This is a genomic window from Providencia sp. PROV114 (assembly GCF_032704305.1).
Lineage (GTDB): Bacteria > Pseudomonadota > Gammaproteobacteria > Enterobacterales > Enterobacteriaceae > Providencia > Providencia rettgeri.
In genome coordinates this window covers 53,305-71,348 of the sequence record NZ_CP120528.1, presented here as the reverse complement: position 1 = coordinate 71,348, position 18,044 = coordinate 53,305, and the positions used below count along the sequence as shown (strand labels likewise).

The window sequence follows — 18,044 nt, the reverse complement described above, 5'->3', positions numbered from 1 at the left end:
AGCTGCAACTTGAAGTATGACGAGTATAACAGAGGAGAACTCTGATGAATGCTACTGCTTACGAAAAGGTAGAGGATAACCCTCGCTTTAAAGAACTGGTTAGAAAACGTAGTCGCTTTTCATGGTTGTTATCAATAATAACGCTCGTGCTGTATGTTGGTTTTATTTTTCTTATCGCTTTTGACCCAAGCTGGCTTGGAACACCAATATCCGAAGGTTCATACATTACAAGAGGAATTCCTGTTGGTGTAGGGCTGATCGTCATTTCATTTGTACTAACGGGGCTTTACGTTATCCGGGCTAACGGTGAATACGACCGTTTAACAGCAGAAATTTTAAAAGAGGTAGAAAAATGAAAATATTGCTCTCACTCATTCTCTTTTTTACCTCCTCAATGGCGTTTCCCGATGCATTGACAGGGGATGTTGAACGCCAGCCTGTGAATATTCAGGCGATTGTGATGTTCTTACTGTTTGTCGGCTTTACCTTATATATAACTTACTGGGCGTCAAAAAGAACGCGTTCTCGCTCTGATTACTATACTGCAGGCGGGAAAATTACAGGTTTCCAAAACGGGATGGCTATCGCGGGCGACTTTATGTCAGCGGCTTCCTTTTTAGGGATCTCCGCCCTGGTTTATACTTCTGGCTACGATGGCCTGATTTACTCGATTGGCTTCTTAATTGGCTGGCCGATCATTCTATTCTTAATTGCCGAGCGCTTACGTAATTTAGGTCGCTATACTTTCGCTGACGTCGCTTCTTATCGATTAAAACAAAGACCAATTCGCATTCTATCTGCGGTTGGTTCTCTGGTTGTTGTTGCACTGTATCTTATTGCTCAAATGGTGGGTGCGGGTAAATTAATTGAATTATTATTTGGTCTCAATTACCACGTCGCGGTTGTTATTGTGGGTATATTGATGGTGCTGTATGTCCTATTTGGTGGAATGTTAGCCACAACTTGGGTTCAAATTATTAAAGCCATCTTGTTATTAGCTGGTGCAACATTCATGGCTGTTATGGTTATGAAGCATGTTGGCTTTAACTTTAATACCTTATTTAAAGAAGCCGTAGAAGTTCATAAAAATGGTATTGCTATCATGAGTCCTGGAGGGCTGGTCTCCGACCCTATATCCGCCTTATCCCTTGGTTTAGCATTAATGTTTGGTACAGCAGGCCTCCCTCACATTATTATGCGATTCTTCACCGTTAGTGACGCGAAAGAAGCACGTAAAAGTGTGTTCTATGCCACTGGATTTATCGGTTACTTTTACATATTAACCTTTATTATTGGTTTTGGTGCCATCGTTCTTGTCAGTTCCAATCCTGCATTTAAAGATGCTGCTGGTGCATTAATTGGTGGTACCAATATGGCCGCTGTACACCTTGCTGATGCAGTTGGTGGTAATTTCTTCTTAGGCTTTATTTCTGCAGTTGCATTCGCCACCATCCTTGCAGTTGTTGCTGGTTTAACCTTAGCAGGCGCCTCCGCGGTTTCTCATGACCTATATGCGATGGCAATGAAAAATGGTAAAGCTGATGAAAAAGATGAATTACGCGTATCTAAAATTACCGTTGTTATCTTAGGTTTTGTTGCTATCGGGTTAGGCATTCTGTTTGAAAAACAAAACATTGCTTTCATGGTTGGCTTGGCATTCTCAATTGCAGCAAGCTGTAATTTTCCAATCATTTTACTCTCAATGTACTGGCGCAAACTGACTACTCGTGGAGCATTAGCTGGTGGCTGGTTTGGTTTAATTACTGCAGTTGTCTTGATGATTTTAGGGCCAACCATCTGGGTCAGCATTCTTCATCATGAGAAACCAATTTACCCTTATGAATACCCAGCAATTTTTTCTATGGCTGTTGCGTTTATTGCTGCCTGGTTATTCTCTGTAACAGATAATTCAGAACAAGGAAAAATGGAAAGAGAGCGCTTTAAAGAACAATTTATTCGTTCACAGATTGGGCTTGGTATTGAACAAGGAAAATCACATTAACGTCGACCTCTCATAATTATATAGAATAAAAAACGGCTATTTATGCCGTTTTTTTTATTCTATATAACGTAAATATTAAATAACAATGAATAACAATTACATATCGAATATTTAAGAGAGGTGGAAAAACCTATTGGTATCAAATGCGGGCCAAATATCACATCATATACATTGCTGAAATTAATAAAGAAATTAAACCCTAGTCAAGAAAAAGGAAAAACAGTTCTCATCATTAGAATGGGAGCAGGTGTTATTAAACAAAAACTCCCGGCTCTCATAAAATCAATTCAGCCCAGTGGCAAGCCCGTCATTTGGATGATTGTCCCTATGCATGGTAATACTAAAAATGCCAAAGAAGGATATAAAACACGCTATTTTACGGGTATTACTAATGAAATGATTCAGTTCATTCATATATTAAAGGAGGCAGGAGTACATCTAGGAGGTGCCCATTTAGAAATGACAGGACTAGATGTTACTGAGTGCACAGGGAGGTATCCTTGAAATCAGCGAAGAAGATATTAGTTATAAATATCAGTCATTATATGACCCTAGACTCAACAAAATGCAATCTCTCGAAATTGCATATCTTCTAGGTAAAAATTGGAATTAGTTATTTTTATTAATCTAGCCCTCAATGTAGGGCCAGCCTTTGCAATAGATAAAAAATCCCCCAACTAAAAGTAGCCGAGGGATATGCAAACATTTATTAGATTGTTAGTGTGTGCTAATTTGCATAGTGCAGTCTTTCTCTATTAGCCCAATCTTCAACAAGTGAATAAGTACTTGATGGGTTTGCCTTTCTCTCTTCTTGAAGGCTCTTAAACTCTGCTTTATTTTTTGGCGTATAACGCATCAATAATTGGTCTAATACAATATGCTTTTCAGCAAATTCAGAATCCATTTTTAGACGCTTATACAATGTGTATGTGATGATGGCACTAACCGCCAACATGGAGATCACCGCGACAAAGCTGTAATCTATTCCAAAATAAATTCTTGCTGCATTTAATAGTAAAAATGGTACAAAAAACATCACAAGTATAGAAAGAATAATTGCACCATCTTGCCCATTGTTAAATTCAAATTCATTCTGCTTATTTACAGAAAGAATTTGATCAAAAATCTTATGATTAGCGCTTTTTGCCTTTTTCATGTGATCCACCTTTGGCACATAAACAATATTTACATGAAATACAGTTAGTTAATGATTACAGCTTATGCTATTAACGACACCTTGGACTGTGTTCTTTCCATTGAAAATTCTATTTATAAACAAATTTTATATCTAATGTAATATCTTAAGTTGATTTACTCATTATAAGCACAATAAAATAAAACATCAATTTAACAATTTTTATATATAAAAATAACCATTCGAATAAATTTTAGACGTAAATTTAAAATGGTGATGAACTGCTGTTATATCAGAAAAAATGGCTTATAACATTTTATCTATTGATATTATTAATATTTAAATGATAAACACATACTTTTTGTACATACTAATTAACACCATAAAAACCATAAAATAGAAAAAATCCAAATAAGTAAAGTAGAGTAAATCGATGAACTAACCTTACTAATTCATTATTTATTTTAATAGATTAGAATTTATCTATCGGTAGGGTATATAAATGAATTCATTTCATACCTATTTAAGAAATGATGGTTCAAGCTTACCTTCACTGCTCCACTTTATTTTTTAAGTGGACTGTCACTTATTTCCCAGGCAATTCCATTCATCGAGGTGATAGGTAAACCACCAACCCGCTATATCCATTGGATTTTACTAAAACTCTGCTACCCACCAAACAACTTGTGAGCTGTTACTTACTACTCTGAGTCTCTCATTAGCATTCAACCTCTAATTTCATTAAAATTTCGCTACATACCAAACAAACCGTGAGCTGTTACTCACTACTTTGTATCGTGAGCTTCCATTGACGGTGGTTATATTCATGATTAATGGCCCTGCGAATAGGGATGAAATTGAAGCAAGTTAAGAGAGTCGAAAAGAAATCTCATCGGTTCATGAAGTAAGAAAGGGAATTGAGCCTAAAAGAATTAGGAGATTGAGAAGTTGGCCACCCACCAAATAACTTGTGAGCTGTTACTTACTACTTTGTATCCCTCAATCACATGCCTCCCCTGAATGCTAATGGTGCAACGCCTTGATTTAATTCTCCCCTCTTAACTCCCCATCCCCTTTTGTAGCCCAAATAGAAGTGAGCTGTTACTCACTACTTTGCATCGTGAGCTACCATTAGCGATAGTTATATTCATGACTAATGGCTCTGCGAAGAGGAATAAAATCAAATAAATTAAGCGAGTCGTTAAAAGAAGAAAGAAGAAAGAAGAAAGAAGTTAGGAAGTTAGGAAGTTAGGAAGTTAGGACATTAAGGGGCTTCAACGCTAACATCAACAATAAATTAGTTTCCCCCAAACGCAAAAAAGCCACCCAATGGGTGGCTTTCTCACTAATTGAATGTCTGGCAGTTCCCTACTCTCACATGGGGAGACCCCACACTACCATCGGCGCTACGGCGTTTCACTGCTGAGTTCGGCATGGGGTCAGGTGGGACCACCGCGCTATTGCCGCCAGACAAATTCTGTGTGTTCCCGTTTAATCTCACTCTCGTGCACTAAACCAGAACATCAATCTCGAACAAGCTGCTGTGTCCTTCACCTTTCGGCTTCTCACGCTTATTGAATCAACATAATCTCTCTAAAACACCTTCGGTGTTGTCAGGTTAAGCCTCACGGTTCATTAGTATTGGTTAGCTCAACGTATCGCTACGCTTACACACCCAACCTATCAACGTCTTAGTCTTAAACGTTCCTTTAGGACCCTTAAAGAGTCAGGGAAGACTCATCTCAAGGCAAGTTTCCCGCTTAGATGCTTTCAGCGGTTATCTCTTCCGCACTTAGCTACCGGGCAATGCCATTGGCATGACAACCCGAACACCAGTGGTGCGTCCACTCCGGTCCTCTCGTACTAGGAGCAGCCCCTTTCAATCTTCCAACGCCCACGGCAGATAGGGACCGAACTGTCTCACGACGTTCTAAACCCAGCTCGCGTACCACTTTAAACGGCGAACAGCCGTACCCTTGGGACCTACTTCAGCCCCAGGATGTGATGAGCCGACATCGAGGTGCCAAACACCGCCGTCGATATGAACTCTTGGGCGGTATCAGCCTGTTATCCCCGGAGTACCTTTTATCCGTTGAGCGATGGCCCTTCCATTCAGAACCACCGGATCACTAAGACCTACTTTCGTACCTGCTCGAGCCGTCACTCTCGCAGTCAAGCTGGCTTATGCCTTTGCACTAACCGCATGATGTCCGACCATGCTTAGCCAACCTTCGTGCTCCTCCGTTACTCTTTGGGAGGAGACCGCCCCAGTCAAACTACCCACCAGACACTGTCCGCACCCCGGATAACGGGGCTACGTTAGAACATCAAACATTAAAGGGTGGTATTTCAAGGTTGGCTCCATGCAGACTGGCGTCCACACTTCAAAGCCTCCCACCTATCCTACACATCAAGGCTCAATGTTCAGTGTCAAGCTATAGTAAAGGTTCACGGGGTCTTTCCGTCTTGCCGCGGGTACACTGCATCTTCACAGCGAGTTCAATTTCACTGAGTCTCGGGTGGAGACAGCCTGGCCATCATTACGCCATTCGTGCAGGTCGGAACTTACCCGACAAGGAATTTCGCTACCTTAGGACCGTTATAGTTACGGCCGCCGTTTACTGGGGCTTCGATCAAGAGCTTCTCCTTACGGATAACCCCATCAATTAACCTTCCAGCACCGGGCAGGCGTCACACCGTATACGTCCACTTTCGTGTTTGCACAGTGCTGTGTTTTTAATAAACAGTTGCAGCCAGCTGGTATCTGCGACTGGCTTCAGCTCCATCCGCGAGGGACTTCACCTAGCGCCAGCGTGCCTTCTCCCGAAGTTACGGCACCATTTTGCCTAGTTCCTTCACCCGAGTTCTCTCAAGCGCCTGAGTATTCTCTACCTGACCACCTGTGTCGGTTTGGGGTACGATTAATGATAATCTAGAGCTTAGAGGCTTTTCCTGGAAGCGGGGCATGAGCTACTTCATCACCGTAGTGACTCGTCGTCGGACCTCAGCATATAGTGAACCGGATTTGCCTAATTCACCTGCCTACATCCTTAAACCGGGACAACCGTCGCCCGGATAGCCTAGCCTTCTCCGTCCCCCCATCGCAATTATCACCAGTACGGGAATATTAACCCGTTTCCCATCGACTACGCATTTCTGCCTCGCCTTAGGGGTCGACTCACCCTGCCCCGATTAACGTTGGACAGGAACCCTTGGTCTTCCGGCGTGCGGGTTTTTCACCCGCATTATCGTTACTTATGTCAGCATTCGCACTTCTGATACCTCCAGCATACCTCGCAGTACACCTTCACAGGCTTACAGAACGCTCCCCTACCCAACAATATTTACATATCGCTGCCGCAGCTTCGGTGCATAGTTTAGCCCCGTTACATCTTCCGCGCAGGCCGACTCGACCAGTGAGCTATTACGCTTTCTTTAAATGATGGCTGCTTCTAAGCCAACATCCTGGCTGTCTGAGCCTTCCCACTTCGTTTCCCACTTAACTATGACTTTGGGACCTTAGCTGGCGGTCTGGGTTGTTTCCCTCTTCACGACGAACGTTAGCACCCGCCGTGTGTCTCCCGTGATAACATTCTTCGGTATTCGTAGTTTGCATCGAGTTGGTAAGTCGGGATGACCCCCTAGTCGAAACAGTGCTCTACCCCCGAAGATGAGTTCACGAGGCGCTACCTAAATAGCTTTCGGGGAGAACCAGCTATCTCCCGGTTTGATTGGCCTTTCACCCCCAGCCACAAGTCATCCGCTAATTTTTCAACATTAGTCGGTTCGGTCCTCCAGTTAGTGTTACCCAACCTTCAACCTGCCCATGGCTAGATCACCGGGTTTCGGGTCTATACCCTGCAACTTATTCGCCCAGTTAAGACTCGGTTTCCCTACGGCTCCCCTATACGGTTAACCTTGCTACAGAATATAAGTCGCTGACCCATTATACAAAAGGTACGCAGTCACCCCACCCCAAAGCACATTCACTGCTTGTTTTGTGTGTTGGGCGTCGCAAAAAACGCTCCGCCAACGCGTGTTGAATGTCACTTTAAAGTTGTCCTCAACACCAGAAAATGCTTTGGTGGTGGGGCTCCCACTGCTTGTACGTACACGGTTTCAGGTTCTATTTCACTCCCCTCGCCGGGGTTCTTTTCGCCTTTCCCTCACGGTACTGGTTCACTATCGGTCAATCAGGAGTATTTAGCCTTGGAGGATGGTCCCCCCATATTCAGACAGGATAACACGTGTCCCGCCCTACTCGTCGAGTTCACAACACTAACACCTTCGGATACGGGCTATCACCCTTTACTGCCGGCCTTTCCAGACCGTTCTCCTGATGCTAATGTTGATTAAGACTCTGGGCTGCTCCCCGTTCGCTCGCCGCTACTAGGGGAATCTCGGTTGATTTCTTTTCCTCGGGGTACTGAGATGTTTCAGTTCCCCCGGTTCGCTTCGTTTGACTATGTATTCATCAAACGATAGTGCAACGAATTGCACTGGGTTTCCCCATTCGGAAATCGTCGGTTATCACGGTTCATATCACCTTACCGACGCTTATCGCAGATTAGCACGTCCTTCATCGCCTCTGATTGCCTAGGCATCCACCGTGTACGCTTAGTCGCTTAACCTCACAACCCGAAGGTGTCTTCTTACAACGAGTGACTGTGCTTCATGATTTCGGCGTTAGTCCGTGCGCGCAATGCTCACGTACGTTAAGTACGCTGCGCTTGCTGTGCGCGGGCTGCCTTGAACTCATGTCGCTCGTCGACTCGATAGTTTAAAGTACACTATTCAAGTTGAGATTTTTGAGAGACTCTCACATTGTTTAAGCGATAAACAATGTGCGTTGTTTTCAATTTTCAGCTTGTTCCAGATTGTTAAAGAGCATAATTATTCGCAATAGACTATTTCACTAATCTATTCTGAATAATCAGAAAAATTTATGGTGGAGCTAAGCGGGATCGAACCGCTGACCTCCTGCGTGCAAGGCAGGCGCTCTCCCAGCTGAGCTATAGCCCCATAAAGGTATTTTTCGGTATCGTTTCTTTTTATGAAAGAAATTAGTTATAAATCGAATTTAGGCAAGGCATAACATGGCGACGTTTACGCTAGGTAAACGAGCTAGGTTATAACGAAGCATCAATTCGATTTTGGTAGGCCTGAGTGGACTTGAACCACCGACCTCACCCTTATCAGGGGTGCGCTCTAACCACCTGAGCTACAAGCCTATCGATACCGCTACTCTATTTCATCAGACAATCTGTGTGAGCACTTCACAAAAACACTTCAATGGTAAGGAGGTGATCCAACCGCAGGTTCCCCTACGGTTACCTTGTTACGACTTCACCCCAGTCATGAATCACAAAGTGGTAAGCGCCCTCCCGAAGGTTAAGCTACCTACTTCTTTTGCAACCCACTCCCATGGTGTGACGGGCGGTGTGTACAAGGCCCGGGAACGTATTCACCGTAGCATTCTGATCTACGATTACTAGCGATTCCGACTTCATGGAGTCGAGTTGCAGACTCCAATCCGGACTACGACGTACTTTATGAGTTCCGCTTGCTCTCGCGAGGTCGCTTCTCTTTGTATACGCCATTGTAGCACGTGTGTAGCCCTACTCGTAAGGGCCATGATGACTTGACGTCATCCCCACCTTCCTCCGGTTTATCACCGGCAGTCTCCTTTGAGTTCCCGACCGAATCGCTGGCAACAAAGGATAAGGGTTGCGCTCGTTGCGGGACTTAACCCAACATTTCACAACACGAGCTGACGACAGCCATGCAGCACCTGTCTCAGAGTTCCCGAAGGCACCAAAGCATCTCTGCTAAGTTCTCTGGATGTCAAGAGTAGGTAAGGTTCTTCGCGTTGCATCGAATTAAACCACATGCTCCACCGCTTGTGCGGGCCCCCGTCAATTCATTTGAGTTTTAACCTTGCGGCCGTACTCCCAGGCGGTCGATTTAACGCGTTAGCTCCGAAAGCCACTCCTCAAGGGAACAACCTTCAAATCGACATCGTTTACAGCGTGGACTACCAGGGTATCTAATCCTGTTTGCTCCCCACGCTTTCGCACCTGAGCGTCAGTCTTTGTCCAGGGGGCCGCCTTCGCCACCGGTATTCCTCCACATCTCTACGCATTTCACCGCTACACATGGAATTCTACCCCCCTCTACAAGACTCTAGCTGACCAGTCTTAGATGCCATTCCCAGGTTAAGCCCGGGGATTTCACATCTAACTTAATCAACCGCCTGCGTGCGCTTTACGCCCAGTAATTCCGATTAACGCTTGCACCTCCGTATTACCGCGGCTGCTGGCACGGAGTTAGCCGGTGCTTCTTCTGTCGGTAACGTCAATCGTTGATGATATTAGCATCAACGCCTTCCTCCCGACTGAAAGTACTTTACAACCCTAAGGCCTTCTTCATACACGCGGCATGGCTGCATCAGGCTTGCCCATTGTGCAATATTCCCCACTGCTGCCTCCGTAGGAGTCTGGGCCGTGTCTCAGTCCCAGTGTGGCTGATCATCCTCTCAGACCAGCTAGGGATCGTCGCCTAGGTGAGCCATTACCTCACCTACTAGCTAATCCCATATGGGTTCATCCGATAGCGCAAGGACCGAAGTTCCCCTGCTTTGCTCCTGAGAGATTATGCGGTATTAGCTACCGTTTCCAGTAGTTATCCCCCTCTATCGGGCAGATCCCCATACATTACTCACCCGTCCGCCGCTCGTCAGCGAGAAGCAAGCTTCCCCTGTTACCGCTCGACTTGCATGTGTTAGGCCTGCCGCCAGCGTTCAATCTGAGCCATGATCAAACTCTTCAATTAAAAAGCTTGATGCTCAAAGAATGTTTACTGTCGTTTGATTTCCGAAGAAATCAAATTACCTATTAGTTCATATATATGAATTAACGTGTTAGTCACTCTTCAAGACTTAAAATCAAATATTTTTTTGATAGTGTCCTGTGAGTGCCCACACAGATTGTCTGATAAATTGTTAAAGAGCGTTGCGACTAAATCTTTTGATTTTCGACTTCGAGGTCGTTGTCGCGAGGTGTCGTATATTACGTTTTTTATTTAGAAAGTCAAGAGTTTATTTTCAACTTTTTTCTTTCTCACCTCTGTTATCACTGGGTTACGAAGTTTTCTTCGAACCGGTTTGTCGTGACAACGGATGCGCATTATAGGGAGTCGAAAAATTCTCGCAAGTGTTTTTTTACGTTTTTATTTTGTTCGTGTTTTTTTTAGCCAAAAAGGTATTTATAAGTTAAATTTGGTCTGTGCATTGACTATTTCAGCAGCAATTGTACATCTACTCACGTAATATATGTATCTAAGAATTATGCTTTGAGATGAATTATGGAATTAAATAAGCAACAAACAGCCTCACAAAAAAATCGCTCTTATATTATTGCAGAAAATCTTGGCCAGTTGATTTTAACCAGCACCTATTTACCGGATTCCATTTTACCTAGCGAATTAGAATTATCAGAACAATTCCAAGCAAGTCGAACAGCTATAAGAGAAGCTATAAAAATATTAGCAGCAAAAGGTATGGTATTAGCACGCCCCAAAATAGGCACCCGTGTTATGTCTCCTTCAAATTGGAATTTTTTAGACCAAGATCTCTTAACGTGGTGGTCTAATAGTGAAGAGCAATCTGTTGTAATGAAGCACTTTAAAATGGTTCGACTCGCAATAGAACCTCAGGCTTGTTATCTTGCAGCGATACATGCAACAAAAGAGCAAAAACAATCATTACAACTATTATCTAGTGAAATGCAGCTACTCGCCAAAGAATTTGACAGAGAGCATTGGGTAAAAGTTGATTATCATTTCCATTTAACTATTTACAAAGCTTGTGCCAATCCTTTTCTTATTTCTTTTGCTAATTTATTCCGTTCTATTTATCAGCGTTACTTTGATGTCATTACTAATAATGAGGTTATAGAGGTCGAAATTCATCAACAACTTGCCAATGCAATTATTCATGGTAAAAGTACAATAGCACTCGACCTTTGCTATAACTTACTAACAATTACCCAAAAACAAGACTAACAACACAATATCCCATTGAAGCTTTAATTTATTTGTATAGGTAACTGATGTTCAAAACAGCGAAAAATATGTCTGGCCTTCCATGGATTGCGGCAATGGCCTTTTTCATGCAAGCGCTCGATGCCACCATTTTGAATACGGCTTTACCCGATATTGCAAGAAGCCTTGATCACTCGCCGCTTGCAATGCAATCAGCTGTAGTCAGCTATACGCTTACTGTTGCGCTATTAATTCCTGTAAGCGGCTGGTTTGCTGATAGATTTGGTACAAGGCGTATATTTATTTTAGCAGTTTCCTTATTTTCTCTTGGTTCATTACTTTGTGCCCTTTCGCCATCCTTAAATTTCTTAGTAACCTCTAGAGTTATTCAGGGTATTGGTGGGGCAATGATGATGCCAGTCGCCCGTTTAGCCTTAATAAGGGCTTACCCTCGAAGTGAGTTACTACCCATATTAAATTTTGTCACTATTCCAGGTTTAGTTGGCCCAATATTGGGGCCTCTGTTAGGTGGTATCTTAGTCACCTATGCAACTTGGCATTGGATATTTATTATTAATATTCCTATAGGTGTTTTAGGTATTTTTTATGCCTTGAAACATATGCCAGACTTTAAAATGCCAAAACGTAAATTTGATACGCTTGGGTTCTTATTGTTTGGCTTTGGCTTAGTCATGCTATCTGTCAGCTTAGACTTATTTGGTGATAAATCGCTTCCTACCTCTGTTCCTGCAATTATTGTCTTAGTGGGTTTTCTCTTCTTATTTATTTATGTTCTTCACGCAAGGCGAGTTAAGCATGCAATAATTCCACTAAATCTATTTAAAACGCGCACTTTTTCTATTGGGATCAGTGGTAATATCGCAACACGCTTGGGAACAGGCAGCATTCCTTTTTTAATGCCATTAATGTTGCAAGTGGGTTTTGGTTACGAAGCCGTTGTGGCAGGAATGATGATGGCGCCACTAGCAATAGGTTCAATCACTGCTAAATCTGGGGTTACTCGGATCCTGACTAAATACGGCTACCGTAATACATTATTTGTTATCACCATAATTATTGGATTAATGATCGCCCAGTTTTCCTTGCAATCACCAAGTATGTCGATTTACCTGTTAATTGCACCTTTATTCATTTTAGGAATGGTGATGTCAATACAGTTTACCGCGATGAATACTATTTGCTTGGCTGATTTAACAGACAATAATGCAAGTGCGGGAAATAGTATGTTAGCGGTGACTCAGCAACTCTCGATAAGCTTCGGTATTGCAGTCAGTGCCGCAATCTTAAATTTCTATGGTGGACAGCCTAATAGCAATACGGTCGATAATTTTCACTATACTTTTATTACCGTTGGTGTCATTACGCTTATCTCAGCTTTTGTCTTCTTATTATTAAGTAAGACAGACGGTGATAATTTAATAAAAAATAAAACCAAAAAAGCGAAGAATTAATATTTTTTAACCGATTGGCGCTCAATTAGCTCAGGGGTAAGAACCAAAATGCTCGCCTTTGCCTCTGGGTTATCCATACGATAAATAAGTTGGTCAACAGCCTGTTGGCCTAACTTATCTTTTGGCTGATGAATTGTTGTAAGTGGTGGGATCATATAAGGCGAGAGATCGATATCATCATAACCAATGATTGAAATATCATCAGGCACTTTCAAGCCCTTTTGGTATATCGCTTGATAAGCACCCACCGCCATCGCATCATTACCTGCAAAAATAGCCTCGGGAGGGGTAGGTAAACTGAGCAGTTTATTCATGGACTCAAACCCACCAGCAAATTCAAAATCACTGAAAATGATATAATCATCATAAATATTAATGCCGCCATCAGTCATGGCTTGAATAAAACCTTGATGACGTGCTCTTGCTGGTGATTTATCTTGTGGCCCTGCAATACATGCAATACGAGTGAAACCTGCTTTAATAAGGTAACGAGTGGCTATTTCCCCACCAAGAAAAGAGTTATCTTGAATAATGTCTCCATCTAACTCGAATGGAGACCAGTCCATCATAACCGTTGGCACAGCGGGGTAACGAGCCAAAACATGTTTTGATGGCCCCTGTACTTCTGTGCACATAATCAGTAACCCATCAACACGCTTTTGTAGCAATGTTTCTAAGCTATGATTCATTCGCTGAAGGTCGCCCTCAGTGTTGCACAAAATCAAACTATAACCGCGTTCGTAGCAACTACGTTCTACACCCCGCACTACCTCAGCGTAGAATGGGTTATTACTTGTTGTCAGTAACATCCCAATCGTATTCGTGCGATTCATTTTTAAACTACGTGCCAGCGCAGAGGGGGCATAGTTTAACTCTTCAATCGCATTTTTAACGCGTACAGTAATGCTCTCGCTGACATAGCGATTTTGATTAATAACGTGAGAGACGGTGGATGTCGACACCCCCGCAAGGCGTGCCACATCTTTCATTGTTGCCACAAGTTAATCCTGTTGAGTCAAAAACTGGTCAATTTCTTTACGCCATGGAACAGAGGGTTGAGCTCCAGGGCGAGTCACAGCTATCGCTGCTGCCGCATGGGCAAAAATAATCGCTTCTTCGTCAGCCTTACCTTCCAGCAGTGCAGTAACGTAAGCCCCATTGAATGTATCACCTGCGGCAATAGTATCCACTGCTTTTACGCGAAATGCAGAAATTATTTTACCTTCTGCACCTTTTTCACTATACCAAACGCCTCGAGAACCGAGTGTTATCATCACTTTACTGATACCTTTTTGATGTAAGACTTCAGCCGCATCCTGAGCACCTTGATTATCATTAACCGCAATGCCTGTTAAATGTTCAGCTTCTGTTTCATTTGGTGTGATAATATCCACTAATGATAATAATGAATCAGGTAAAGATTGAGCGGGTGCAGGGTTCAAAATGACTTTTGTATTGTTTTTCTTCGCTATTTCAGCAGCCATTTGTACTGTTTCAATGGGAGATTCCAGTTGCATCAATACCGCATCCGCTTCCACAATTTTTTGCTGATAATGTCCTAACCTTTCCTTGGTAAGTTGCGCATTTGCACCTGCATTGATACCAATCGTATTTTCCCCTTGTTGATTCACATAAATGAGGGCGACACCTGTCGTTTCACCTTCAATGGCATCAATACATTCGGTTTTAATGTTATCGAGAGATAACTGTTTTTTTATACTCGCCCCAATATCATCATCACCAACACAGGCAATAAATGTTATGTCAGCACCACTGCGACCAGCAGCAACAGCTTGGTTAGCGCCTTTTCCACCAAACGCAACTTGGTAATGATCACCTCTAACTGTTTCACCCGGTTGAGGGAAATGCTTAACATTTAATATATGATCAGCATTGATACTACCGAGAACCACCAGCTTTGCTGTACCCATAACGTTTATTTCCTTTTTTGATGACCCAATGAATTGCAAACTAAAATAAACCGCCGCAGTATGCCGCGGCGGTTTTTATCTTATTGTTTTACCACTAATTCTAATTCAACCGGAACCGTTGGAGCCACTTTTTCACCTTTTAAGACTTTATCTGCAATCTGAACACCAACAATCCCAATTTGGTCTGGGCGCTGTGCAATCGTTGCACCTAATTTTCCGCCTTCAACGGCTTTGATACCATCATTTGTTCCATCAAAACCGACAACCAGAACATCAGTACGGCCTGCAGTTTGCAGAGCTCTTAACGCCCCTAATGCCATTTCATCGTTTTGTGCAAATACAGCTTGAACAGCTGGATGTGCCGTTAACAAGTTTTGCATTACGTTCAAGCCTTTTGTTCTATCGAAATCAGCCGGTTGGCTCGCCAGTAAATTGAATTTGTGCTCTTTCGCACCGGTGTTAAAACCTTCACCGCGCTCACGTGCGGCTGATGTGCCTGAAATGCCTTCTAATTGAATAACTTTAGCCTCACTGCCTGTTTTTTGTGCAATGTAGTCAGCGGCCATCTTCCCGCCCATGCGGTTATCAGATGCGACATGGCTGACAACTTCACCTTTGTTAGCCGCTCTATCCAAAGTAATTACAGGTATATTCGCTTTATTCGCCATTAATATTGAGTTACCCACTGCATCTGAATCTGTTGGGTTAATTAACATTAATTTTGTACCGCGAACGGTTAAATCTTGTACGTTTGCTAACTCTTTGGCTGGGTTGTCTTGAGAATCTAAAACAATCAGCTCATAACCGAGTTTATCCGCTTCTTTTTGTGCGCTGTCTTTCATCGTCACAAAGAATGGGTTATTCAATGTAGAAATTACGAGTGCAATGCTATCTTTCGCCATCGCATTCACACTAACCGTTGCACTCAGTGCAACTGCAGATAATAACGTTGCTAGTTTGTTCAGTTTCATAATAATTTTCCTGTAGGGTTACTTTTTATTATCAACAAGTACAGCAAGTAAGATGACGACAGCTTTAACAATCATCTGGTAGTTTGACGAAATACCTAATAAGTTTAATCCATTGTTTAAGAAACCAAGGATAAGCGCACCAATCAATGTTCCGACGATACGCCCCTTACCACCAGCAAGGCTGGTACCACCAAGTACAACCGCAGCGATAGCATCAAGTTCATACCCATTACCTGCCATTGGCTGAGCTGATGATAAACGTGCAACTTCAATGACACTCGCCAATGCCGCTAGCAGTCCACATAAGGCATAAACCACTATTTTAATGCGATCGACATTAATACCAGAAAGACGGGTAGCCGCTTCATTCCCACCAAGTGCGTAGATGTAACGACCAAGGCGAGTATGGTGCAACATATACCATGCCGCAGCAAAAACGATGATCATTAACCAGACTGGGGTAGGAATACCAAATGGGCGGCCAATACCAAACCAACCAAATAAGTCTGCGTTATCACTAAATCCTGTATTGATAGGGCTGCCGTCTGTGTAAACTCGTGTCACACCGCGCAGCAGTAGCATCATGACTAAAGTCGCAATGAAAGCTTGGACTTTTCCTTTTGCAACAATCACTCCTGTACATGCACCGATAGCGGCACCGAGTGCTAGTGCTCCCGCAACAGCCACTAATGCGTTAACTTCAGCCCCGACCATTGAGGCTGCAACTGCTCCCGTTAAGGCTAATAAGGACCCAACAGAGAGGTCAATTCCAGACGTTAAGATAACTAATGTCATTCCAACGGCCATAATGGCATTAACGGAGGTTTGTTGTAGGATATTGAATAGGTTATTAACCGTAAAAAAATTCGGGCTTAATGTTGATACGATGGCAATCAAAACTAATAGTGCGATTAATGATTTTTGCTCCATCAGCCATGCTTTGCTGAACCAACGTTTTGATGATGCGGTAGTTGAACTCATACTGATAACTCCTGAACTGAGCCATAATTTTTACCCACGGCGGCTGCCATTAAGGCTTCCTGCGTCGCGTCTTTGGCTGAAAATTCACCACTGATATGACCTTCGTGCATCACCAAAATGCGGTCACTCATTCCTATTACTTCAGGCATTTCTGAAGAAACTAAAATGATACTCAGCCCTTCTTTTTTAAATTGGTTAATTAATTGATAGATTTCTTTTTTAGCACCAACGTCTACACCGCGAGTTGGTTCATCAAGGATCAGTACTTTTGGTCTTGTCATCAAGCCGCGCGCAATGGCCACTTTTTGCTGATTACCACCTGAAAGATTGCCAATTATTTGGTCCATTGACGGGGTTTTAATATTGAATAACCGAATGAAATCGCTAACGGTTTGCTGTTCTTCCCCATGCTTAAGGCTTCCTCCCGCACGACTGAAATAACGTAATGCTGTCAATGACATATTTTCTTTCACTGACATACCTAATACTAATCCATCACGTTTACGGTCTTCTGAAATATAAACAATGCCATTATTCAGCCCGTCTTGTGGTGTTTTCAGTGTTACGAGTTTGCCTTCCAGTTTTATCGTGCCCGATTTTTTTGTCGCCGCGCCGTAGATGATTTTCATCAACTCTGTACGCCCCGCGCCCATCAAACCCGATACACCTAAAATTTCCCCGCTCCTCAGGGTAAAGTTGGCATTTGTTACACCAGGCCCAGATACGCCTTCAAGTTGCAGCCTAATATTTCCGGTTTCTACCTCAACTCTTGGATACTGGTCTTCAAGTTTACGACCAACCATCATTTCAATGAGTTTTTCTTCTTCTAATTCACTCACGGGTTTCTCACCAATAAACTGGCCATCGCGAAACACCGTTACATCGTCGCAAATTTCAAAAATTTCTTTTAAACGATGGGAAATATAAACAATACCGCAGCCTTGAGCTTTTAAGTCTTCGATAACTCTAAATAAGGATTCTGTTTCTGTGTCGGTTAGCGCATCTGTGGGTTCATCCATAATAATGACTTGTGATTGAAAGCTCAGGACTTTAGCGATTTCCACCATTTGTTGTTCGCCGATAGAAAGCTCCGCAATAGTTTGATGGCTATCATAATCAAGGTTAAGCCGTTTAAGCAGTTTGTCAGACTCACTGAACATTTTTTTCCAGTCAATTTTGCCAAACGCATTAACATACTCTCGACCAAGAAAAATATTCTCTGCGATGGTTAATTCAGGTATTAAATTAAGTTCTTGGTGGATAATCCCTATTCCTGCTTCTTGGGAGCTTTTAGGGCCATTGAATGCGACTTCTTTACCTAAATAGCGGATTTGACCAGCATCTTTTTTATAAATACCCGTCAGCACTTTCATCATGGTTGATTTGCCAGCCCCATTTTCCCCCACCAGCGCCATGACTTTTCCTGGGTAGACATTTAATGTCGCACCACTGAGGGCCTTTACCCCTGGAAATGATTTATCGATCCCGATAAGTTCTAATAAAGGTTGCATA

At 42.9% G+C, this 18,044-nt stretch carries 12 protein-coding genes, 2 tRNA genes and 3 rRNA genes; 6 read left to right on the top strand and 11 right to left on the bottom strand.

The window, feature by feature from the left end:
• Nucleotides 1–44 precede the first annotated feature (44 nt).
• The 4 genes from P3L37_RS00285 (at nucleotide 45) to P3L37_RS21375 (ending at nucleotide 2,615) form a co-directional block, all read left to right on the top strand.
• A complete protein-coding gene (locus P3L37_RS00285) occupies nucleotides 45–356 on the top strand; it encodes a DUF485 domain-containing protein (RefSeq protein ID WP_004906633.1) in 312 nt (103 codons plus the stop codon).
• Nucleotides 353–2,002, top strand: coding sequence for a cation/acetate symporter ActP (gene actP / locus P3L37_RS00280; RefSeq protein ID WP_042851474.1), 1,650 nt, complete (start codon nucleotides 353–355; stop codon nucleotides 2,000–2,002). Before P3L37_RS00285 ends, actP begins: the two co-directional genes overlap by 4 nt.
• Nucleotides 2,003–2,122: 120 nt before the next feature.
• Nucleotides 2,123–2,506 (top strand): 3-deoxy-7-phosphoheptulonate synthase, encoded by a 384-nt coding sequence (locus tag P3L37_RS00275; RefSeq protein WP_162598879.1) that lies wholly within the window; start codon nucleotides 2,123–2,125, stop codon nucleotides 2,504–2,506.
• Nucleotides 2,475–2,615, top strand: a complete 141-nt coding sequence (locus tag P3L37_RS21375) for a 3-deoxy-7-phosphoheptulonate synthase (protein ID WP_109913247.1) — start codon at nucleotides 2,475–2,477, stop codon at nucleotides 2,613–2,615. Before P3L37_RS00275 ends, P3L37_RS21375 begins: the two co-directional genes overlap by 32 nt.
• A gap of 114 nt (nucleotides 2,616–2,729) precedes the next feature.
• Here the strand turns inward: P3L37_RS21375 and P3L37_RS00270 are convergent, their stop codons facing one another.
• The 6 genes from P3L37_RS00270 to P3L37_RS00245 all read right to left on the bottom strand — a co-directional run bounded on the left by P3L37_RS00270 (nucleotide 2,730) and on the right by P3L37_RS00245 (nucleotide 9,968).
• The gene (locus tag P3L37_RS00270) at nucleotides 2,730–3,158 is read right to left on the bottom strand and encodes a hypothetical protein (protein ID WP_004906643.1); all 429 of its coding nucleotides are present in this window, start codon (nucleotides 3,156–3,158) and stop codon (nucleotides 2,730–2,732) included.
• A gap of 1,334 nt (nucleotides 3,159–4,492) precedes the next feature.
• Nucleotides 4,493–4,608 (bottom strand): 5S ribosomal RNA (gene rrf / locus P3L37_RS00265).
• A gap of 143 nt (nucleotides 4,609–4,751) precedes the next feature.
• Nucleotides 4,752–7,768 (bottom strand): 23S ribosomal RNA (locus tag P3L37_RS00260).
• Nucleotides 7,769–8,083: 315 nt separating this feature from the next.
• Nucleotides 8,084–8,159 (bottom strand) — tRNA-Ala (locus tag P3L37_RS00255).
• A 132-nt stretch (nucleotides 8,160–8,291) separates the two neighbouring features.
• Nucleotides 8,292–8,368, bottom strand: a tRNA-Ile gene (locus P3L37_RS00250).
• Nucleotides 8,369–8,433: 65 nt separating this feature from the next.
• A 16S ribosomal RNA gene (locus P3L37_RS00245) occupies nucleotides 8,434–9,968 on the bottom strand.
• The 16S, 23S and 5S rRNA genes sit together here with 2 tRNA genes alongside, the layout of an rRNA operon.
• 531 nt (nucleotides 9,969–10,499) lie before the next feature.
• Between P3L37_RS00245 and P3L37_RS00240 the strand changes: the two genes are divergently transcribed.
• Nucleotides 10,500–11,198: a FadR/GntR family transcriptional regulator gene (locus P3L37_RS00240; RefSeq protein WP_109912559.1), complete on the top strand. Its 699-nt coding sequence runs from the start codon at nucleotides 10,500–10,502 to the stop codon at nucleotides 11,196–11,198.
• A 47-nt stretch (nucleotides 11,199–11,245) separates the two neighbouring features.
• Nucleotides 11,246–12,649: a multidrug transporter subunit MdtD gene (gene mdtD / locus P3L37_RS00235; RefSeq protein ID WP_109912558.1), complete on the top strand. Its 1,404-nt coding sequence runs from the start codon at nucleotides 11,246–11,248 to the stop codon at nucleotides 12,647–12,649.
• Here the strand turns inward: mdtD and rbsR are convergent.
• The 5 genes from rbsR to rbsA all read right to left on the bottom strand — a co-directional run bounded on the left by rbsR (nucleotide 12,646) and on the right by rbsA (nucleotide 18,043).
• Complete coding sequence (gene rbsR / locus P3L37_RS00230; RefSeq protein ID WP_410479536.1) at nucleotides 12,646–13,647, bottom strand: ribose operon transcriptional repressor RbsR; 1,002 nt, start codon at nucleotides 13,645–13,647, stop codon at nucleotides 12,646–12,648. The genes mdtD and rbsR overlap by 4 nt on opposite strands.
• Before the next feature lie 3 nt (nucleotides 13,648–13,650).
• On the bottom strand, nucleotides 13,651–14,580 hold the full coding sequence (gene rbsK / locus P3L37_RS00225; protein ID WP_004906700.1) for a ribokinase: 930 nt from the start codon (nucleotides 14,578–14,580) through the stop codon (nucleotides 13,651–13,653).
• Nucleotides 14,581–14,660: 80 nt separating this feature from the next.
• The gene (gene rbsB, locus P3L37_RS00220) at nucleotides 14,661–15,551 is read right to left on the bottom strand and encodes a ribose ABC transporter substrate-binding protein RbsB (RefSeq protein WP_004906703.1); all 891 of its coding nucleotides are present in this window, start codon (nucleotides 15,549–15,551) and stop codon (nucleotides 14,661–14,663) included.
• An 18-nt stretch (nucleotides 15,552–15,569) separates the two neighbouring features.
• Nucleotides 15,570–16,532, bottom strand: coding sequence for a ribose ABC transporter permease (rbsC, locus tag P3L37_RS00215; protein ID WP_004906340.1), 963 nt, complete (start codon nucleotides 16,530–16,532; stop codon nucleotides 15,570–15,572).
• Nucleotides 16,529–18,043, bottom strand: coding sequence for a ribose ABC transporter ATP-binding protein RbsA (rbsA, locus tag P3L37_RS00210; RefSeq protein WP_109912557.1), 1,515 nt, complete (start codon nucleotides 18,041–18,043; stop codon nucleotides 16,529–16,531). The genes rbsC and rbsA overlap by 4 nt, the downstream gene beginning before the upstream one ends.
• Nucleotide 18,044: the final 1 nt, after the last annotated feature.